We start from the raw sequence: 19,318 nt of genomic DNA on the forward strand, positions 1-19,318 counted from the left end.
TTCTTACTTTAAATCTCTTTCTCGATTTCGTTTGCGAGGCGCAAAGATAGTTTCTTGATTGATAATTCAAAATTTGAATTTGAAAAATTTGAGCCTCCTATCGGGATCGAACCAATGACCTACTGATTACAAGTCAGTTGCTCTACCAGCTGAGCTAAGGAGGCTTATTTTATACTTTTAAAGAACCGTTCCGCTTCGTTGACTACCTCTCCGAAAGGGAATGCAAATATACACAGTTTCTGAGCCGCGCCAAATATTTTTTACAAAAAAAATCAGCAGGCTCAGAACCTGCTGATTTTGACGACTTTATTTTTTACTTTTTAAAATTCATCCTCGTCAACCACTACGGTTCCTGGCTTAACGGAGGCTTCTTCCTGAGCGGCTTTTTTCTGTTTATGCTTCTGAATCTGTTTCCGGAGGCTTTCTACCGCTAAATCTGTTCCTTCTTCAAAACTTTTACACTGATGGCGCGCAAACATCTGTGAACCAGGAATATTTAGTCTGATCTCGGTTACTTTATTGGCATCATCTTCGGTGTTTTCTACTCTTAAAAACACTTCTCCACTTACAATCTTGTCACTAAACAAGTCTAACTTGTTTGCTTTTTTTTGAATAAAGTCTAACAATTTTTTGTCAGCACTGAATCGAACAGCTTGAACGGTAATTTTCATTTTTCCTCCTTTTTACGCCTTTGGGTGGGCTTGTTTATAAATAGATTTAAGTCGCTCAACAGAATTATGTGTATATACTTGAGTAGCACTAAGGCTGGCGTGCCCCAGTAAATCTTTAATGGCATTCAGATCAGCGCCCTTGTTTAACAGGCTGGTAGCAAAGGTATGCCGCAGCACGTGTGGGCTCTTTTTATTCTGGGTTGATATATAGTTTAAATATTTCTGCACAATCAAGTAAACCATCTTGGCATAAGCGTCGGCTCCTGTATTTGTAACGATTAGCTTTAACGATTTGTTAGCAAAAATTTCATTTTTCTTTAACGTAAGGTAATCGCTCAATACGAGTTTTAGTTCTTTGTTCAGTGGAATAATACGTTGCTTATTGCGCTTACCTAACACCTTAACCGTACCCTCATACACGTCGATATCACTTTCAGTTATACCTAATAGCTCTGCCAGGCGTATGCCAGTACCAAACAGCAGTTCAACTATTAATTTATCGCGCTGACCTCTGAAATCGGAGGTAAAAACAGTTTCGCTATCCAGCAATTTGGATAGCTTCTCCTCTTCTACTACTGCCGGAAGTTGTTTGGAAATTTTGGGCGTTTGTATTTTAGCTGTAGGTGTACTGGCAATAATACCTTCCTGCAATAAAAACTTAAAATATTTGCGCAGCGTGGCCACTTTGCGATTAACCGAACGGCTGGTTAATTGCTGATCCATTAAACTTACCATCCAGTTACGGATATGATGATGCGTTACCTCGGATGGGTGATTTATTTCAGCTTCGGGATGATTAAGGAAAGTATAAAACTGAGTCAGGTCTGACTCGTAAGCAGCTACGGTGTGCGGTGAATACCGCTTTTCGTACCGGATGTATTGTATAAACTGCTCTAAAAACATAAAAACTATTTGTGCAATGCCAGAAAGGCAAAGTACAAATAGTTTTAATATATCAAAAAAGGATGTTTAAAAATTAAACGGTCTCCTGATTTAAGCCTTGTTTGTAGACGGCATGTTTCACCACATTTCTGCGGGTAACTGATCTCTTTTCGTAAGCCTGACGACTGCGCAGTTCGCGCAAAACACCGGTTTTTTCAAATTTCTTTTTAAAACGTTTCAGCGCTTTATCTAATGATTCGCCGTCTTTTACATTGATAATAATCATAATCCTTCTAAATACCTCCTTTCAGGAACTGCAAAGATAAGTAATAGGATTGGAATTTTTAAATTATTATTAATAGTTCATTTTTATCTACAATAATCAGATTATCAATGTTATAGCCCGGTCAATTCGCAATATCAAACAAGTAAGTAATGTGTAAAGCTTAAAACCGGCATATTAGTACTCGGCCAACACTACAATTTTACCAGATAACGGTGCAATTTTTTCACAACCCTTTAATGAACTTAGCCCTACCACGAATGAAAAGCCGGCTACTATGCCTCCCATTTCCTGTATCAGATCACTAGCTGCCGTTACGGTACCACCGGTAGCCAACAAATCGTCATGGAGTAGTACATGCTGCCCTGGCTTAAAAGCATCAGTATGTAATTCAATGGTAGCACTACCGTATTCAAGTTCATATACTTTTTGCTTAACGGTATAAGGCAGTTTACCTGCCTTGCGCACGGGCACAAAAGGCACACCCAACTTGCCTGCCAGTTGTAAACCAAATAAAAATCCCCTGCTTTCCACTCCCGCCACCACATCTATTTTTGTACCGGACAGTTGCAGCACAAAGGCGTCAATGATTCTTTCACACAATATCGGGTCTTTCAAAATGGGCGTTATATCTTTAAATACAATTCCTGGTTTTGGGAAATCAGGAATATCGCGTATGGCCGACTTTATCTGCTGCTCTATCATTTAAACACTAAATAAGGCGCAATTTTACGTAAAATTTCGTCATCCATAATGGCAATGTTCCGCATCTCGTTCAGCGTTTCATAATTACCGTGTTGTTTGCGATACTGTATAATGGCGTTAACCTGCTTGTAACCCAGGTAAGGGAAATTCTTCAAATCCTCGAACTCTGCATGATTGATATCTATTTTATGCACCTTACGGGCGTTAACCGTTATCTGCTTTTGCAAATCCTGATACTTACTATCATCAAAGCCAAAAATCTCTTTTAATTGCTGCTTCTTACAAAAGCCACCTAAACGTTGTCTATAACTGATTATATGCCTGGCAAAGCCGGGGCCTATACCTTTTAATTGTACAAGTTTAGCTGAATCGGCAGTGTTTAACTCTACAACGACAAATGGCTTCTCGTAACTTTCATTTGCCGTTTTTGGGATAGTAATATAAGGTTCCAATCGTTTATAGTCATCAGCCGTTAAAGTGTACATTTTTTGAACGTCGGCTTTGATATAAAAGTGGCCACCTTTGGCCTCGTAGTTTTTGATGCCTTTAATTTGCCGCATAGTGAGTCCAAGTTTTTGCCACTGCGCTACCGGTAAGCGATTGGGATTAAAAGCGAATAGCGTTGGATGAGCAACTACGGTGTCACCGGTTTCCGGTTCGTCATCCTGCAGGTAGGCGTCCCCTCCTGCTTGCCTAAGCTGTGCAGCAGCAGCTTCAAACTTCTTAAAATTTATTGTCGTATCTTTGTGCAACAACTGACCTATATAAGGTGCTGCCAGCACAATTGCAATCAATGCTATTAACACCACCATACCGTTCCATTCGGTTTTGGTTATAGAAAGGTAATTTTTAATGGGCGTTTTCAAACTTGATAAGGAATAGCGCCGTTAAATTACATATTTTTAATAAAATTTGTCTTGATACCCCTGATACCATGAAATTACTAACCACTGATGAGTTTGCCAAGGCCACTAAATTGAATAAGTTGCGGATGCCTGGCTTGGCTGCTTTACTGATGGAGCTCATGAAAATAAACAAGGTAAACGAACTGTTTGCCCAGGCCCAGCCCAAACAAGGCCCCGAGTTTGTAGACGCTATTTTAGAAGGATGCGGTGTTAACATTGATTTTGATGAAAACGAGTTGAAAAATTTACCGGCCAACGGCAGCTTTATCGCCATTGCCAATCACCCTTATGGTGGCATTGAAGGCATGGTGCTGTTGAAGATACTATGCATGGCGCGACCCGATGCTAAGCTAATGGCCAACTTTATATTAAAGAAGATACCGAATCTTAGCGATTACTTTGTAGCCGTTAATCCGTTCGAGAACGTGGAACACTCCTCTAGCATCAGCGGAATCAAAACAACGTTAGAACTTTTAAAGAATGGTACGCCTCTGGGCATTTTCCCGGCTGGCGAGGTATCTACCTATAAATTAGACACCCAGCAGGTAACCGACCGTATGTGGCATCCCGTAGTAGGTAAAATCATTGCCAAATCTAAGGTTCCGGTGGTGCCTATTTACTTTCATGGAAATAATGGGCTGCTGTTCAATTTATTAAGTCTGATACACCCTACCCTGCGCACGGCTAAATTACCATCAGAGCTGTTTAATAAACAAGGACATACCATTAAGCTGCGCATTGGTAAACCTATATATGTGCAGGATATACCTTACTATAATAACACTACCAAGCTGCTGAATTTTTTGCGGGCCAAAACTTATGCATTGGGTGCCGGATTGGAAAACGAGAAAAAGATATTCAACCCGCGTAACTTGTTTAAAATTTGGAAAAGCGCTAAAGACATTGTTCCACCTACCGAAGCCGATTTGCTGGAGCAGGAAGTAATACCTTTGCGTGACAACTATCGGGTATGGACTGAAAAGAACTATGAGGTTTATATCGCCCCTACCGCATTAATTCCAAACATCATTCGTGAAATCGGCCGTTTGCGTGAGGTAACCTTCCGCGAAATTGGTGAGGGCACTAATAACAGCACCGACCTGGATGAATATGATATTTACTATCAGCACTTGTTTATCTGGGACGTAAAAACCAAGATGATTGTGGGTGCCTACCGTATTGGTTTAGGTGATGAGATTTTTGAGAGTATGGGCAAAAACGGTTTTTACATTGCCGAACTGTTCAAAATTAAATCGCAGTTTACCGATGTACTAAAAAACAGTCTGGAATTAGGCCGTTCTTGGATACGGAAAGAATACCAGCGCAAACCCCTTCCTCTGTTTTTGTTGTGGAAAGGCATTTTAAAATACTTAATAGAAAATCCGCGGTATCGTTATTTGATTGGTCCGGTAAGTATCAGTAATACATTTTCGAAGTTTTCTAAATCATTAATTGTTGATTACATTACCCGGCACCATTTCGATCATGAAATGGCGCAATATGTGAAACCACGTAAGCAATTTAAAGTAGATTTTTCGAGCATCGATACCGATTTGCTGTTGGAAGGCGATGATACGTTTAAAGCGCTGGACAATTTGATATCAGAAATTGAAACACATAATATAAAGGTACCTGTATTGCTGCGCCAATACATTGCTTTAAATGCCAAGATCATCTGCTTTAATATTGACCCAAAATTTGCCGATTGCCTGGATGGCTTTTTAGTGCTTGATTTACAGAAAGTACCTAAGGATATTTTAGAAAAGCTTGGCCGGAGTATGTAGGCAATTAAAAATAACTCAGCAAACAAGATAAAAAAGAAGCCGCCTTCTCAACAGAGAAAGGCGGCTTTTGGTTATTGTTTTAGTTGTAGTTTAGAAGCTATAGCGAGCGCCGAACTGCATTTGCCAGCGAGATGCAAAGAAATCTTTAGAATAGCTGGTTACATCATTTTGGCTAAAGGTGTAAATTGGGTTAGTAGTAGCAGTACCCGCTGTAGCTTGTTTTAAGCCCACGCTTGAGGTTGAGTTAAACGTGTTTGGCGAAAAGTACTGAATACCCCATTTTTTGTTCAATAAGTTAGTCAGGTTGATGATATCATAAGTAAGGGTGATGGTATGTCTGTGCTTACCATTGCCACCAATGTTCCAATCTTGCGAGAAACGAAAATCGGCTTGGTAGTTCCATGGTGTGCGAGCACCATTACGCTCGGTAAAATCGCCACGACGGCTGCTTAGGTATTTATTACTGTTGATATAAGCATCAAACGCAGCAGCTTGGCCCTGACCAGCTGGGGTATTGGCAAAGAAATTTGCCGTTTCGCCTACTTTTGGAATGTAAACCAAACTTACGGTTTGTGCAGTACCGTCGATAGTACTATTCACAAAACCTAACGAGTAAGGCGTACCAGATTGTGCGTTAAAGAACAGCGAAAAATTGCTAATCCATTTGCCACCATTATTCCAGTTTACGCGGTAATTAGCCGTTGAAACAATGCGATGGCGGATATCAAAGTTTGAGTAAGCCAGATCCGGGTTGTTTGGATTAAGCGCTTGGTTTAACTGCCAGTTTGACTCCATTGAGTTACGGATACCATTGGTTAGATCTTTTGACTGTCCGTAAGTATAAGCCGCACTTAAATCAAGTCCGAATGGGAAGCTTTTACCAATTTGACCGGTAATGCTGTAACGATAACCTTTATTGGTATTGGTCAGCAAGTAGGCATTTGTATAAAGCGGGTTGATGGCTTGTGTTGTTGCATTTGGGTTACTGGCAGTAGGTGCAGGTATTCCACGATAAATTGGCTGTTGATGATTAACATCATACGGGTAATAAATTGGATTATCAACCAGGTTGATGTGCTTAAACTGCAAATCATGAATAACTTTGGTATATATACCTTCAATGGTAAAGCGCCACTGGTTGTCTGTTTTATAATCAACAGCTAAGCTGCTTCTCCAGGCTTGCGGCATTTTAAAGTTATTGTCAATTAAGTCTACCTGTGTTGCACCATTAGCATCATTAACGTTTACTCCTTGTTTCTGCGCAAATCCAGCTTCACCTCTGCCGGTTAACGCATCGCGAATAGGATCTGAACCAGCAGCAGGCAGTGAAACTGGGGTGGTAGCTGTTGCAGTGTAAGTATAGCGCTTATCAAACGCGCCGTAAGTTGCGCCGTTGTTATAATAAGCATAACCTAACCAGGCAAATGGAATACGACCTGTAAAGATGCCGGTACCACCGCGTACAATGATACTCTGATCGCCGTTCACGTCATAGTTAAAGCCTAAACGCGGTGATATTTGTACCTGACCTAAGAAATCATTGCGGATATCTTTTGGTAATGTATACGTGTAAGTAGTTCCATAACGAGGATCAACCGGGGCGTTAGTTGTTTTAGCGCTTAAAGGTTGCTTGTTTGGCATATCCGCTAAATCAAAACGGATGCCTGGTGTAATTTTCAGGTTATCCCCTATTTGAATTTCGTCTTGTCCGTATAAGCTGAACAAGTTTACTTTAAACTTAGCCGGCGGATTGTTTATAATATAATCGCGGCTGTTATCTGTATAGTTAAAGTTGGTACGTACGCGGTTTGGACGGTTATTCAAAAAATCATCAACACTGCTATACGCCACACGGCCGTTCCAAGAGTTCACAAAACCATAAGTGATGTTATACAGCTCATTGTGGGTACCAAACGTGAAGGTATGATTACCTTTTACCCAGGTAAAGTTATCGGTAAACTCGAAAGTTTTTTGCTTCATATCAAAAATGCTGGCCTCGCGGTCGGTACCTAAAAATATAGTACCACCGTTTGATGCAATTTCAATTTGTGGCAAAGCAGGGTTTGACAATGGCTGACGATAATCGTGAATGTCTGAATAACCCACAATTAAACTATTTGATAAGCTGTTGTTGAAACGGGTTTTCAACTCTGCCACGGTAGAGTTTTGATTGTTGACTTGCTTATAATCAATGCTGCCAAAACGGAAGTTTTGCTGATCGCGCTCTAGGTTGGTAGCTTGTGAAGTAATGGTATTATTACGGATAGACAACTGGTTCTTCTCGTTGATATTCCAGTCTAAACGGTTAAAAAATTTGTTTGAACGTGAATATATGTTATAGTTATCAATGCTATTGTTAGCTGGATCTAACCCATAGTTCTGAAACATATATTGCTGTATTTGCTGTGCCTGCGCACGGTTGATGATCGGCATATCAGCAGAACCTGCGGCCAGAATAACCGGATCCTGACGACGGGTTATCTCTTCGTTGGTGAAGAAGAATAACTTGTTTTTGATGATTGGGAAACCCAAACGGAAACCGGTTTGATACTCGTGGAAAGAAGAAGGCAGTTTAGAGTTATCGCCAGCTTTGTTCTTACCGGTAATGCTAGCATTTCTGCCAAAGGCATAAACAGATCCGCTTACAACGTTTGTACCACTGCGAGTTACGGCGTTTATACTACCACCTAAAAAGTTACCAATTTTCACGTCGTAAGGTGCCAGGTAAACCTGTATATCCTGAATAGCGTCAATAGATACCGGGTTGGTACGGGTACTGCTGCCTGGCTGGCCTGATGTTCCGCCCTGCCCGCCTAAAGATGGGCTGAAGCCAATGGCATCATTATTAATTGCACCGTCAAGCGTTACGTTATTGTAACGGAAGTTGGTACCCAAAAATGAATTGTTGTTGCTTTGTGGTGTAGTACGGGTAAAATCCTGCAAACTACGGCTAATGGTAGGCAGGGTTTTGAGCTGGTTGGAATTGATGCGTGTTCCGGTGCCGGTACGGGTACCGCCGGTAGTAGCTTTAACCGTAACTTCCTTTAAAGCGGTAGCTTCGTCGCCTAACAAAAAGTTATAAGTTACACTGCCTAAACCTAAGTTGATGCCCGCACGTTCGTCCTTTTTAAAACCAACAAAAGAGGCAGATATAGTATAGGGGCCTCCGGGGTTGATATTCACTATAGTATAACGACCATCGGCATTAGTTTGTGCGCCATAGCGTGTACCGGTAGATGTATTCACCACCGAAATAGTTACGCCTGGTAAAGTACCGCCCTTGCCATCAGTTACACGTCCGGTAACTGTAGCGGTGGTAATTTGCGCCATCGCCGCCTGATGCGTTATCAGTAAAATTGCGGATAAGATGATAAAGTAGAGCCTTTTCATTTTGCTTATTTTGTTTGTCGCAAAATTGCCAAGCCCATGTTAAGAGTATGTTAAGATAAAATTATGTTATTCATCTTAAGTTAATCATTATTTAAAGTGGTTTTTGAAAGAAGATGTATAATATATACTTGCAAATTTTTGTAAATAAAGCGCCACTTAAACAAATGGCGCCTTATTTAACTATACTTTATTTTACAGCACCTGGAGTGGTGTAAGGTAAAGTTTGTGGATTGTAAACAGCCCAACCAGCAGACCAATCGGTAGTACCGAAAGCACCTTTGTAAGCAACTGTTTTATCAAAGAATGTGTCGTTCAATTTTGTATCAGTAAATGCAGCACCAGTTTCAGCAGGTGAACCAGCTTTTACAGTAAAATTAGGAGCACCAGGATTAGCACTAGCTGCTACAATATCTGCCGGATATCTGTAAGGATCAGCAATTAATAGAGCAGCATAGCTATCTGCTACAAATGAATTTTCGGCACGCAGCTTAGTTTCAAAGTCAGCTTTGTTGGTACCTTTTACTTCGTTTGATTTAATGTTGCAACCGTAAATCAGGTTATTTTTGAACATTAAGTCGCCATTGGTGTAATTAGTGCTAGTAGCTTTAGACAGACCCGCTTTAGACTCGTCATCAAAATAAATACCTTCAGGAAAACCTGCAAAGATTGAATTGAAAGTGCTGATTGATGAATTTCTGCGGATTTGTGCAGCGTGTTGGAAGAAACCGTTAATTTTAGTACCAGCAGCAGCTAAAGGACCAACTACGGTTATGTTTGAAAACACAGCTGAAGTTTTTGGAGTTAAAGCTGAACCATTACCATCGTTGTCAGATTCAAAGCCGTTTGAGCCAGACTGATCGGCTACCAACGGATAACGCTGAGCTAAGGCAAATTGAATTTTACCAGAGAAACCAAAATCGGTATCAAAGTCATCATCCCAAGCGCCAATTGATAATAAGTGCTTAGCATTTACAGTACCACCGAACCACTCAAAAGAGTCGTCGCCAGAACGATAAACTTGCACATAATCAATTTCAGTACCGTTACCAACGCCACCCATGGTTAAACCGTTGATTTCGTTATCAACTGAAAACGGAATACCGCCGAACTCGATACGAACATATTTCAATTTACCAGAGTTGTCGGCTGCATCAGAACCACCGTACTGAATGTATTTAGCAGCGTCGCCACCGCCGGTTGGCGTTAAACCACCTTCAATACCTACGTTTGAACCTTGGTTTACCGGCGCTTTACCTAACAGGATGATACCACCCCAGTCACCTTCGCGACGACCGCCTGAAGCGACGTTTGAAGTGAATACGATAGGTTTATCAGCAGTACCAACAGCCATTATTTTAGCACCTCTGGTAACTACCAATGTAGCTTTAGATGCTTTATCACCTTTAATAATAGTACCTGGCTCAACAGTTAAAGTTGCGCCGTTGGTAACATAAACAAATCCTTTTAATAAATAAATCTTGTCAGCAGTCCAGGTTGTGTTTGCTGATATATCACCCGAAACTTCAACTACATTACCGGTATTGGTAACCGGCGGATTAGTAGTAGTAAAATCTTCGTCGCTATTGTTTTTAGAGCAAGATGTTGCAAATAAGGATAATCCTAACAGTGCAATTAATAGAGGTTTTTTCATACTTTTTGTTTTGTGCAAAAGAATTAAATGAAGTTAATGTGAATATGAATGGTATGTTAAAAGATTGTAAGCAGGCTACTTAAAATGTGTAATTAACAGACAATGAAATAGTTATGCCAGTAAAATACTTGTTGAATATTTCATCAGAGCGAACTGCACCTGTTGATGAATCAGTAATGGTGCTGGCCCCGCTATACTTATGATCTTTAGTATAATCAAAGTAGAATAGCGTGCGGCTGTTAAGCAGGTTGCTGGTATTTAGTTTTATTTGTCCTTTACCTTTCAGCACACGGTAGCTGGCCTGAAAATCCAGTACATCACGTGGCGCTTCCCAAACATCTTCAAACTTTGACCGGCCGATGTAAAGTATGCGGCGGCCTATACGGTTGTACAAGGCACTTAAGTTCAGCTTATTTTGAAAGGCATTATATTGTAAACCAGCATTGATGCTATAGGGTGCTTGTCCCACTAAAGGTCGCTCGGCGTGAAGGTATAAATCCCCGTTAGTCGGGTTTTTTACAATAGATTTTATTAATGATCCGTTTGCGTAAAGAAATATATTCTTTAACCATGCAGAACCATTGTCAACAAACGATAATGAATGACGAACTTCCAGTTCTGCTCCATAAACGGTTGCCTTTTTTGTATTTATATAATCGATTTGAGGAGTAGAATTCCGGTCTTCAAGAGCGGTTTCTATAGCGTTGTTGAAGTGCTTGTAAAACGCCGATACTGAAAGCACTTCTCCTGCTCCCGGAAAAATTTCATATCGAAGGTCAAAATTATCTATCAGCGTTCTCTTCAAATTAGGATTTCCCTGCAGTGTGAAGATATTTTCATAATCATAGTAAGAGAAAACAGCTAACTCTCTAAACTCCGGCCTTGCCAGCGTTCGGTAATAGGATGCCCGGAAATTAGATTTAGTCGTTAAGCTGTAGGTATAATTTACTGATGGTAAAAGGTCAAGATTATCCAGGTGAGCATCTTGGTTAATCACCCCCATCGGCGTTAAGTCCAGGTTGAATTTTTCTGCACGTAAGCCCCATACAACTCTCGATTTATCACCAATTCTGTTATCCAACATAGCATAACCAAATGCGGTATACGAATGTCCATCATAACTATCACCAGGCCCTGTAATTTCCTCAAAACGATAAGCACCGCTATTAATTAAATCTAATCCATACAACGTGCTTAATGGTCTGGACTGGATATCCGGATCTGCTGCATTTAACGCAAGACCTATTAAACGAGCATCAAAACTACGTTTACGATACTGACCACCCAACCCCACCTTCAAAATGGCTGGCTTGGAAAACATATTGAAATTGTATTGGTCGTTTACACTACCATTAAACAAGTCTTCATTCAAATTAGAAAACAGGCGATTATTCTCGCGGTTAATGGAAGTGCTGGTTGAAAGAAACGGCACGTTCGGATTGTTCCGATCAGTAATATTACGTTGATAACCAACCTTACGTTGATCTGGTTGGATGTTTACCACGTTAGCATATGATAAATTCCAGTTCAATTTGTTTTTATCGTTAAGCTGATGTTCGCCCTCAAGGGTTGTTTTGAACAATCCCTTAATAAGCATATCTATTGCGTAATACTGAATATCGCTACCACGACTTTCATCATAACCCGTACGATAAGTATACTTATCGTCTAAAATACGGTTGTACAAGTTTTTAAAACTGAACTTATTCTTACCTTTTGTGTAAGAAAAGTTAGCTAATCCGCCGATGTTGGTTGAAAACAAATTAGCCCGATCGCTAAAATTATACACAAAATAATCTCTGGTTATTTCGGGTGTAACCGTTTCGTTGTTATGATAGGTTAACGATCCTACAAACCCAAAGCGGCCGCCGTTTTTAAATTCTTTAACCCGGCCAATACTTGCCTGATAATCTTGATAAGGCGTGGCTTTTGACTGACCAATAGTCCAAACACGCGGCAATCTTCTTAAGGCAGATATTTGCTGCTGACTTGATAAGTTATCAAAATCTTCTTCACTTTTAGGAAAGTTAGACGGCAACTGACGGTAATTATCAAAAGCAAAGTAATTTTCTGTAAAGCGCGGTCCGTAATTGAAATCTTTAAAGGTTGACTGGCTATTGTAGCTTGCGCCAGCGCTCAAGGTCAAAAAGTTCTGATCCGGAATATCTTTGGTGATAATCTGAATAGAGCCACCGGCAAAATCGCTCGGCAAATCGGGGGTTGCCGTTTTGCTGATAACAATATTATCTACCAGGTTGGCCGGAACAATATCAAATGAAAAAGCTTTGCGGTTAGGCTCGGTGCTAGGCAAAGTAGTGTTATCCAGCCGGGCATTATTATAACGGTCGCTCAAACCTCTTACTATCACAAAGCGGTTATCCTGAATGGTAGTACCGCTTACCCGTCGCAATGCTTCGCCTGTACTACGGTCGGGGCTGCGGGCAATTTGATCGGATGAGATACCATCTGAAATAACGGCTCTGTTTTTTTGCTGAGCATATAATGAGTTAACCGATTCTTGGCGGTAGGTAGCTCTAACAGTTACCTCTTTTAGCTGCTGAGTATTCGCCTGGTCGAGTGTGATATTTAGCGGTGTAGCAGCATTAGCTTTAATCTGAACATCAGATATTAATTTGTTCTGATAACCTACGTATCTTACTAATACTGTATAAGTACCAGCCGGGATATTCACAACCGTATAATCGCCGGTAACATTAGCAGCAGCGCCCAGGTTGGTACCCTGTATTAATACAGTAGCACCAATAAGCGTTTCGCCGGTTTTGGTATCGGTAATTTTGCCCGACAATTTTCCGGCTGTTTGTGCGTAACCGGATTGAATAGCAACTAATAAAAAAAGTAACAGAGAATAAGATAAAAGGCGGGGAGTTGAATGTTTCACTTTTAACTGATTGATATCGGCAAAAGTATCAGCCCTACATTAGGTGAATATTATTGTTATATTACCTGTATTTATATGAATTGTTAATCTAATATTACGAACTCAATACTCACTAGCATAAGTTAATACATGCGTCGCCTTTAAGATTTTATTTCATTTAGCCTGTTTTAATTAGTAATATTGAAACAAATAAGCTTTATGATTTCAATTGTTGTATCCAGTTACAAACCACAACTACTTCAAAATTTAAAAGTTAATATTGAAGATACCATTGGTACTGCATACGAATTAATTGTTATTGAAAATGCGAACGCAATGTCGCTAACGAAAGCTTACAACTTAGGGTTTCAGAAATCCAAGTATGATATTGTAGCATTTATTCATGAAGATTTGCATATCCACACCGCAAATTGGGGGCAGGTGGTTATACAATACTTTGCTCAAATGCCCAAGCTAGGCTGTTTAGGCGTTGCAGGTAGTAAATACAAAACTCAGGCCCCTTCTGCCCTATGGGATAATGGTGTTGAAAACAGGGTGATACACATTTTACAACACAGAACCAACAATCCATCGGTAATGGAGCATGTGGGTTGGCAAGGTGAAGAAAAGTATACGAATGTGGCCGCTGTAGATGGTGTGTTTATTTGTACAAACAAAGCAAACGGCTTAGCCTTTAACGAAGCTATACCCGGCTATCACTGTTATGACCTTAACATCGCTTTCGAAGCCAAGGTATACCAACTGGATGTTGTGGTAACCAACGAAATTTTAATAGAGCACTTTTCGGCAGGCCGGATAGATAATGGATGGTACGCAGCAACAGACATTTTGCACAGCAAGTATCAAAAAACACTGCCTATCCGCATAAATACTCAATCAAATGCCAAGATAGAGCACTTCAATTATTACCATTATATTTTAGGCGCATACAAAGCAGGCTTAAAAAATTTAAGCCTGCGGTATTGGAGAATATATTTTTCAAGAATGCCTTTCAGCACGAATCATTTAAAGCTGTTGAAGTTTTTTGCTATGCAATCTCTTAAATGAGGATGAGGTGCAAAGCAGGATTGTTATATGTTACGGATTACTTCTTCCAGCTTCTCCGCAAAAACATCATAGTTTAACCTGGTTTCAAACTCTTTGCGTGAGGTTTTAGAAAGTAATCGATATTGCTCTTTATCCTGCCAAACTTCAGCCCATCTTTCGGCAAATGCTTCGGCCGATTCGGATTGACCCAGCATAAAGCCATTTACACCTTCTTTTATAATTTCGGGAATGCCGCCGGTATTACGGCCTAATGATGGCAAACCATAAGCGTTAGCCTCGCAAAACACACAGCCATAACATTCGGCCAGTGAAGGCAATATAAGCGCTGTTGAAGTTTTCAGCAGTTCATCAAACTTCGCCGCTTCGGCAGGTACGTTTTTTCTTAAAAAGCCTACGTTGTTTACAAAAGGTTCAAATTCGGCAGATATTTTAGGGGTGCTTCCTACAATGGTTAATGTACTTTTTACACCCAATTTGTTTAGATGGGCTACCATGCGCAACGCATCAGGCCCGCCTTTGCGTTCCCAGGCAATACCTAAAAAAAGCAGGTTGCAATTGTTATCAGCAACACGCTTATCAATCCAGCTATCTACTTCATCAGGTTTAGGTACATAGGTAATGTTAGCACCAAGTGGGATAGTAAACACTTTAGATGCCGGCATATGATAATCTGACAATGCACTTTGACTAGCCCAGTCGGCCGAGAATACGGCTGCCGCTGTGCGATCGAGCGCTTTGCCGTACATATCATTACCCGCTTTGATACTTCGCTCAGTCAGGTTACAAAAATCGCCGTAATATCCCACCAATGTAGCAAAAGTCGTATCATGTATAGATACGGCAGGTTGCTTAAATGTAGTATATGCTAAGAAATCGGCATGAATGCTCAGCACCACATCGGGCTGAATACGCGCTACCTCGGCGTCAAACTGGCGGCCAATGGCCTGCAATACCGTTTTTTCAACGCTTGACATAAACCACTTTTTTTGAAAGCGGTAATAATATCTTCTAAGCCAGTTGTAATACCAAGGTTCAGCAGGTTTATCTAAAGCGATACCCACTACCTGATGTCCGCGTTTTTCAAGAGCAGGAATAATATATGCAGGGATACCCGACCAGGTTTTTACCGAACGCGGGTCGCCTAAGCTAGCTATAGCAATTTTCATGTAGTAAAATTATACGGTTGATGATTTTTGCCAGGCCGTGCGGGCTTGTTCAATGGCTTCATGCTCGGCCATAAATATGGCTTTACGCAAGCCGCTTATCTTTTTGGTTTTGCTCAGATAGCGAATTTTTTTCAAGATAGCATTTTCGGGATAGTCTTTAAAGTAACCCCAAATTCTGCCCAGCATATAATGTGAATAAGCATGCCCGGCAGCTATTTTGATCAAGTATTCATGATCTAAACGCGATTTAGGGATAATGTGCAACAGTTCCAGTTCGGGCATTACTCCGGCTATATATTCAGACTGACAGGCATGTAAAGCCAAGTCAACATCACCACCTGATAGCAAAGCTCCACCGGTACGGTCTAGTCCGGCCGATATGGCACGTTTGGCACAGGATTCAACATAATTTAATGCTACGGATTTTAAGATGAACATACCCGCACCATAAGGAATAGCTTTGCTAAACTTCACCTCGCTTGAGTAGTAAGATCTGGTCTCTTCACGTAAGGCAAGCATTATGGTATAAGGCGTTTCTTCTTTGGTGGGCTGCACCTCAAATTCCGGGATGATTTTGCCGGCACCCAATGTTCCGATGAGTGGGTTTTTCTGAAACTGGTTAAGCCCCAGCTCCAGGTAATTTTCTTTCAAACAGTTATCATCATCAACAAATAACAGAATATCAGCCTTAGCATTAACAATACCACATATTCTGGCAGGGGTTAAGCCTAACTTATCTTCGCGCACAATACGTGCATTGGGATGCCATGAAAGATCAATTGTTTCGCTAAGCTGTGTTTTGCTGCCGTTATCAATAAGGAGTAGTTCCCACTGTGCAAATTCTAAAGTTTGCACTTTTAATGATTCCCATACTCGGTTCAAATACTCTAAACGAGGATTATGTGTACAGATGATGAGCGAAATTCTTAACATATGAGGATGAATGCTTGCTGTAATTTATATGACTTAACGATTAGCGCTGATGACCTGCTGGTAATGCTGTAAATGTTCGCCGGCTATTTTGTACCAGTCCATTTCATTTAAAGCAAAGTCACGTTGCTGCTTGGCTATTTTATTCCGGTAGTCTTCATCGCTTTGAAATTTGCTGAACAGTTCTACCATCCCTACGCTGTCATTATTGGCGATTAATGGATAAATGTCGCCGCCACCGTATGATCGGATACCACCAACATCGGTAGTGATAACAGGTAGGCCGGTTGATATAGCTTGAATAATGGCGGTATTAGCCCCGCTATCATCCATCGGCATCAGCAATACGTAGCTGGTTTGGTAATACCACAGCATTTCCTCGTCAGTTAACTTTTCATGAAAAAACACATTCGAAAAAGCTGACAGCTTTTGGAGCGCTGCATGACCGCGCTGATGGCCGGGAACAATGAAATGGTATTCAAATTCGCGCGACAGGTTACTTTCAATCATGTTGTATACCTGCAAAAACATATCAAAGTTTCGAAGGAAAGAACCCACAAACAACACCTTCTTTTTATTCACGTCCTGCGTTGGTCCGGGTTTAAAAAAGTTGGTATCCACGCCATGCCTGATAAACTTCATCCGGTTAGGGTTGGTATATTCGCCAAACTGCTCAAGTTCTTCTTTATACAGGATGATTCCGTTATTTAAGTACTCCAACTGCTTTAAACGCTCCTTTTTCCAAAAAGACACAGGAAAGTGTATAGTACCAAACAGGTTGTTTTTTTTGTTAAAAGTTTCAAAAAGCTTAAGGTTGCCATCAGCATATAATATATGGGAAACATCATGACTGGTTCCTTTTCTCAAAAACTTGTAAGCTGCCCAAATACCATCATTACGGATGTTGCCCAGCTTACCGTTGTACCACATATTAACACCCTTACCCAAGGCCCTGATAAGTTTAGAATCGGGCGAGTAGGTTGTTGTTACCTTAGTACCTTGCGGAAAGTAATTACCCAAACATTCGTAGCCCGAATATTTTCCGAACCATGGCACGCCGTTAACCAGTATATTTACCTTCATTATATGGATAGTATTAGAATTTAATTTATTAACTCAGCTGCTTGGGTTGCCCTGTAACTTTACTGAATGCCTTTTTTGCTTTTTCATTTACTTTTGCTACCGACCTTGAAACAATAGTTTTAACTACAAAAGTCTTTTCGAACAAACCACTACTCAACAACGCATTATGAAAGTAGAATTTCACTTTTTGTGTTTGATTCAACAAGCCTAAATGGCCAAACAGCCAATCAATTTTAATATGGGGATCAATGCTGAACTTTTGCTCGGCAAACTTTAAAAACTCAATACAAGCTTGAATTTTTAATTTATAGCTGCTGGTTTTGTCTGATGAAATATTAAATCCACCCATTCGCCAAGAGGCTGGTGCGCCACCAATAGTATATATACCGGTTTGCTCGCTGAAATTTATCCAGGCGGCGTCATCGGCACACCAAGCCAGCGGAAATTCTACAAATCCGTTTTTCTCGATATAGATACGTCGCGAAAAAATATATTCGCAAGCCGAGCTGATGCATGTGCCGGTTAAACGACGCGTTAAGAATGATTCGGCCGTTTCAAAATGGGGATGAGGTTGAGCAGGTCTGATAATTGTGCCGTTATCATCAATAATTTGCACATTAAATCTGATTAAATCTTTGTCGCTTGAGTATGCATCACCAATAAATTGGTAAAAGCGATCAACAGCATCGGCTGGCATCAAATCATCATCACTAAACAACCAAATGTAAGGTTCGTCACTGCTTAAATTAATGCAACGCTCCCACTGTTTGGTTAAAGATTTACCGCCCAAGTTATCAGTAAACCGATGATAGACTATTTTTTTCCTGAATTCATCACTCACGCTATCTAACGCCCTCTGAATAGAATTTGGACTATTATCATCACCAATATAAACAGTAAAGTTTTGGTTGGTTTGCTTTTCAATAGCTTGCAAAGCATCCAAAATATACCTGTCTTTATAAAAAGGTATAATGATGGCTAAGTATGTAGGTTGCGTTTCGATAATTATTAAATTGAAATAGTTTGTTTAGTACCTTCTAATTTTTTACGCCTTCCCTTCTGTATCTCAAGTTTTAATGTTTTTACTAATGGTATCATCAAAGTTTTGATGTTTAAAACACCAATTGATTTGAAAAATACTTTATATAATATTGAATATCCTGCTTCCAGTTTAAAAGCAGTTGTAACCAATTGGCAAAAGGCTACATTTTCTAAATAGCTAACTTCTTTATTAGTGACAGTTTCTGTTGCCTTAGGCAATATCTTTCGCCATTTGTTATGCAGCTTGTAGCTTTCGGTAAGCCACATTTTATCATAACTACCCCGTGAAAGATGCGTTAGCAATATGTCGTTTACAACAGCTACCGTATATTTCTCACCCACTGCTAAAGAAAAATCTATATCATAACAATGATATTTTTTCAGCAGTTGATCATCAAAGCGGGTTTCGTTCCAGATGCTTTTGGTAGTGCACATAAAAATGCCGTCAACAGATGCTACCGGCGCAAAATACTTATCTGCATTGTGTTTAACATGCTCGGTTGTACCTGAAGCCTCGTCATATTGCTTTAAGTTGATATAAATAAACCGCATGTTTGGCGGAAACCACCCTCCTAAAACTGCTGTTTTGTATGAGGCACCAGCTACACCAACCAACCCTAATAACGGGTTATTTTCAAAATGTTTAATTAAGTTTATACCCCAATTTGCTGTATCAAACAACACATCCTCGTGCGAAAAGCAGATGTATTTGTACCTGGCCTTTTCGGCACCTTTATTATAGGCCTCGCAAATGCCCATTAAACCTGGGTTATGTACCTTTATGATTTCATAGGGCACACCTACGGTACTTTCCACGCTTTTTTCAAACTGCTGGAAGTAGTGTTCCTTATAAGATGATACAACTATCGAAATCATTATTT

The 19,318-nt window shown here is 40.3% G+C and carries 15 protein-coding genes and 1 tRNA gene; 2 read left to right on the forward strand and 14 right to left on the reverse strand.

All coding sequences use genetic code 11. The features are described from left to right. Positions 1-91: 91 nt before the first annotated feature. The 6 genes from GPM24_RS01260 to GPM24_RS01285 form a co-directional block, all read right to left on the reverse strand. Positions 92-164 (reverse strand) — tRNA-Thr (locus GPM24_RS01260). 156 nt (positions 165-320) lie between these two features. After that, the gene (locus GPM24_RS01265) at positions 321-671 is read right to left on the reverse strand and encodes an HPF/RaiA family ribosome-associated protein (RefSeq protein ID WP_158824928.1); all 351 of its coding nucleotides are present in this window, start codon (positions 669-671) and stop codon (positions 321-323) included. 12 nt (positions 672-683) lie between these two features. Then, positions 684-1,574, reverse strand: coding sequence for a tyrosine-type recombinase/integrase (locus GPM24_RS01270; protein ID WP_158824929.1), 891 nt, complete (start codon positions 1,572-1,574; stop codon positions 684-686). Positions 1,575-1,647: 73 nt separating this feature from the next. After that, positions 1,648-1,839: a 30S ribosomal protein S21 gene (rpsU, locus tag GPM24_RS01275; RefSeq protein ID WP_158824930.1), complete on the reverse strand. Its 192-nt coding sequence runs from the start codon at positions 1,837-1,839 to the stop codon at positions 1,648-1,650. A gap of 174 nt (positions 1,840-2,013) precedes the next feature. Then, on the reverse strand, positions 2,014-2,541 hold the full coding sequence (locus tag GPM24_RS01280) for an adenine phosphoribosyltransferase (RefSeq protein ID WP_158824931.1): 528 nt from the start codon (positions 2,539-2,541) through the stop codon (positions 2,014-2,016). Continuing rightward, positions 2,538-3,407 carry a ComEA family DNA-binding protein gene (locus GPM24_RS01285; RefSeq protein ID WP_158824932.1) on the reverse strand — a complete coding sequence of 290 codons (870 nt, stop codon included), beginning with the start codon at positions 3,405-3,407 and terminating at the stop codon, positions 2,538-2,540. The genes GPM24_RS01280 and GPM24_RS01285 overlap by 4 nt, the downstream gene beginning before the upstream one ends. A gap of 68 nt (positions 3,408-3,475) precedes the next feature. On the opposite strand from GPM24_RS01285, the gene GPM24_RS01290 reads away from it, so the two are divergent. Next, positions 3,476-5,230, forward strand: a complete 1,755-nt coding sequence (locus GPM24_RS01290; protein WP_158824933.1) for a bifunctional lysophospholipid acyltransferase family protein/GNAT family N-acetyltransferase — start codon at positions 3,476-3,478, stop codon at positions 5,228-5,230. A 90-nt stretch (positions 5,231-5,320) separates the two neighbouring features. Here the strand turns inward: GPM24_RS01290 and GPM24_RS01295 are convergent, their stop codons facing one another. From GPM24_RS01295 to GPM24_RS01305, 3 genes are all read right to left on the reverse strand, one after another. Beyond that, complete coding sequence (locus GPM24_RS01295) at positions 5,321-8,620, reverse strand: TonB-dependent receptor (protein ID WP_158824934.1); 3,300 nt, start codon at positions 8,618-8,620, stop codon at positions 5,321-5,323. Positions 8,621-8,807: 187 nt separating this feature from the next. Then, a complete protein-coding gene (locus GPM24_RS01300) occupies positions 8,808-10,271 on the reverse strand; it encodes a beta-helix domain-containing protein (protein ID WP_158824935.1) in 1,464 nt (487 codons plus the stop codon). Between the two features lie 79 nt (positions 10,272-10,350). Beyond that, positions 10,351-13,170, reverse strand: coding sequence for a TonB-dependent receptor (locus GPM24_RS01305; protein ID WP_233268701.1), 2,820 nt, complete (start codon positions 13,168-13,170; stop codon positions 10,351-10,353). A 198-nt stretch (positions 13,171-13,368) separates the two neighbouring features. Here GPM24_RS01305 and GPM24_RS01310 point away from each other — a divergent pair, with 198 nt between their 5' ends. Beyond that, positions 13,369-14,217 (forward strand): glycosyltransferase, encoded by an 849-nt coding sequence (locus GPM24_RS01310; protein WP_158824936.1) that lies wholly within the window; start codon positions 13,369-13,371, stop codon positions 14,215-14,217. Positions 14,218-14,240: 23 nt separating this feature from the next. On the opposite strand, the gene GPM24_RS01315 is transcribed toward GPM24_RS01310, so the two are convergent. The 5 genes from GPM24_RS01315 to GPM24_RS01335 are packed head-to-tail and all read right to left on the reverse strand — an operon-like array spanning position 14,241 to position 19,313. Continuing rightward, positions 14,241-15,383, reverse strand: a complete 1,143-nt coding sequence (locus tag GPM24_RS01315) for a glycosyltransferase family 4 protein (RefSeq protein WP_158824937.1) — start codon at positions 15,381-15,383, stop codon at positions 14,241-14,243. A gap of 9 nt (positions 15,384-15,392) precedes the next feature. Next, positions 15,393-16,316 carry a glycosyltransferase gene (locus tag GPM24_RS01320; RefSeq protein ID WP_158824938.1) on the reverse strand — a complete coding sequence of 308 codons (924 nt, stop codon included), beginning with the start codon at positions 16,314-16,316 and terminating at the stop codon, positions 15,393-15,395. Positions 16,317-16,349: 33 nt separating this feature from the next. Further along, the gene (locus tag GPM24_RS01325) at positions 16,350-17,396 is read right to left on the reverse strand and encodes a glycosyltransferase family 4 protein (protein ID WP_158824939.1); all 1,047 of its coding nucleotides are present in this window, start codon (positions 17,394-17,396) and stop codon (positions 16,350-16,352) included. 28 nt (positions 17,397-17,424) lie between these two features. Continuing rightward, positions 17,425-18,405, reverse strand: a complete 981-nt coding sequence (locus GPM24_RS01330; protein WP_369409674.1) for a glycosyltransferase family 2 protein — start codon at positions 18,403-18,405, stop codon at positions 17,425-17,427. Continuing rightward, the gene (locus GPM24_RS01335; RefSeq protein ID WP_158824941.1) at positions 18,405-19,313 is read right to left on the reverse strand and encodes a glycosyltransferase; all 909 of its coding nucleotides are present in this window, start codon (positions 19,311-19,313) and stop codon (positions 18,405-18,407) included. The genes GPM24_RS01330 and GPM24_RS01335 overlap by 1 nt, the downstream gene beginning before the upstream one ends. Between the last annotated feature and the right edge of the window lie 5 nt (positions 19,314-19,318).

Source organism: Mucilaginibacter lacusdianchii (assembly GCF_009770985.1).
GTDB lineage: Bacteria > Bacteroidota > Bacteroidia > Sphingobacteriales > Sphingobacteriaceae > Mucilaginibacter > Mucilaginibacter lacusdianchii.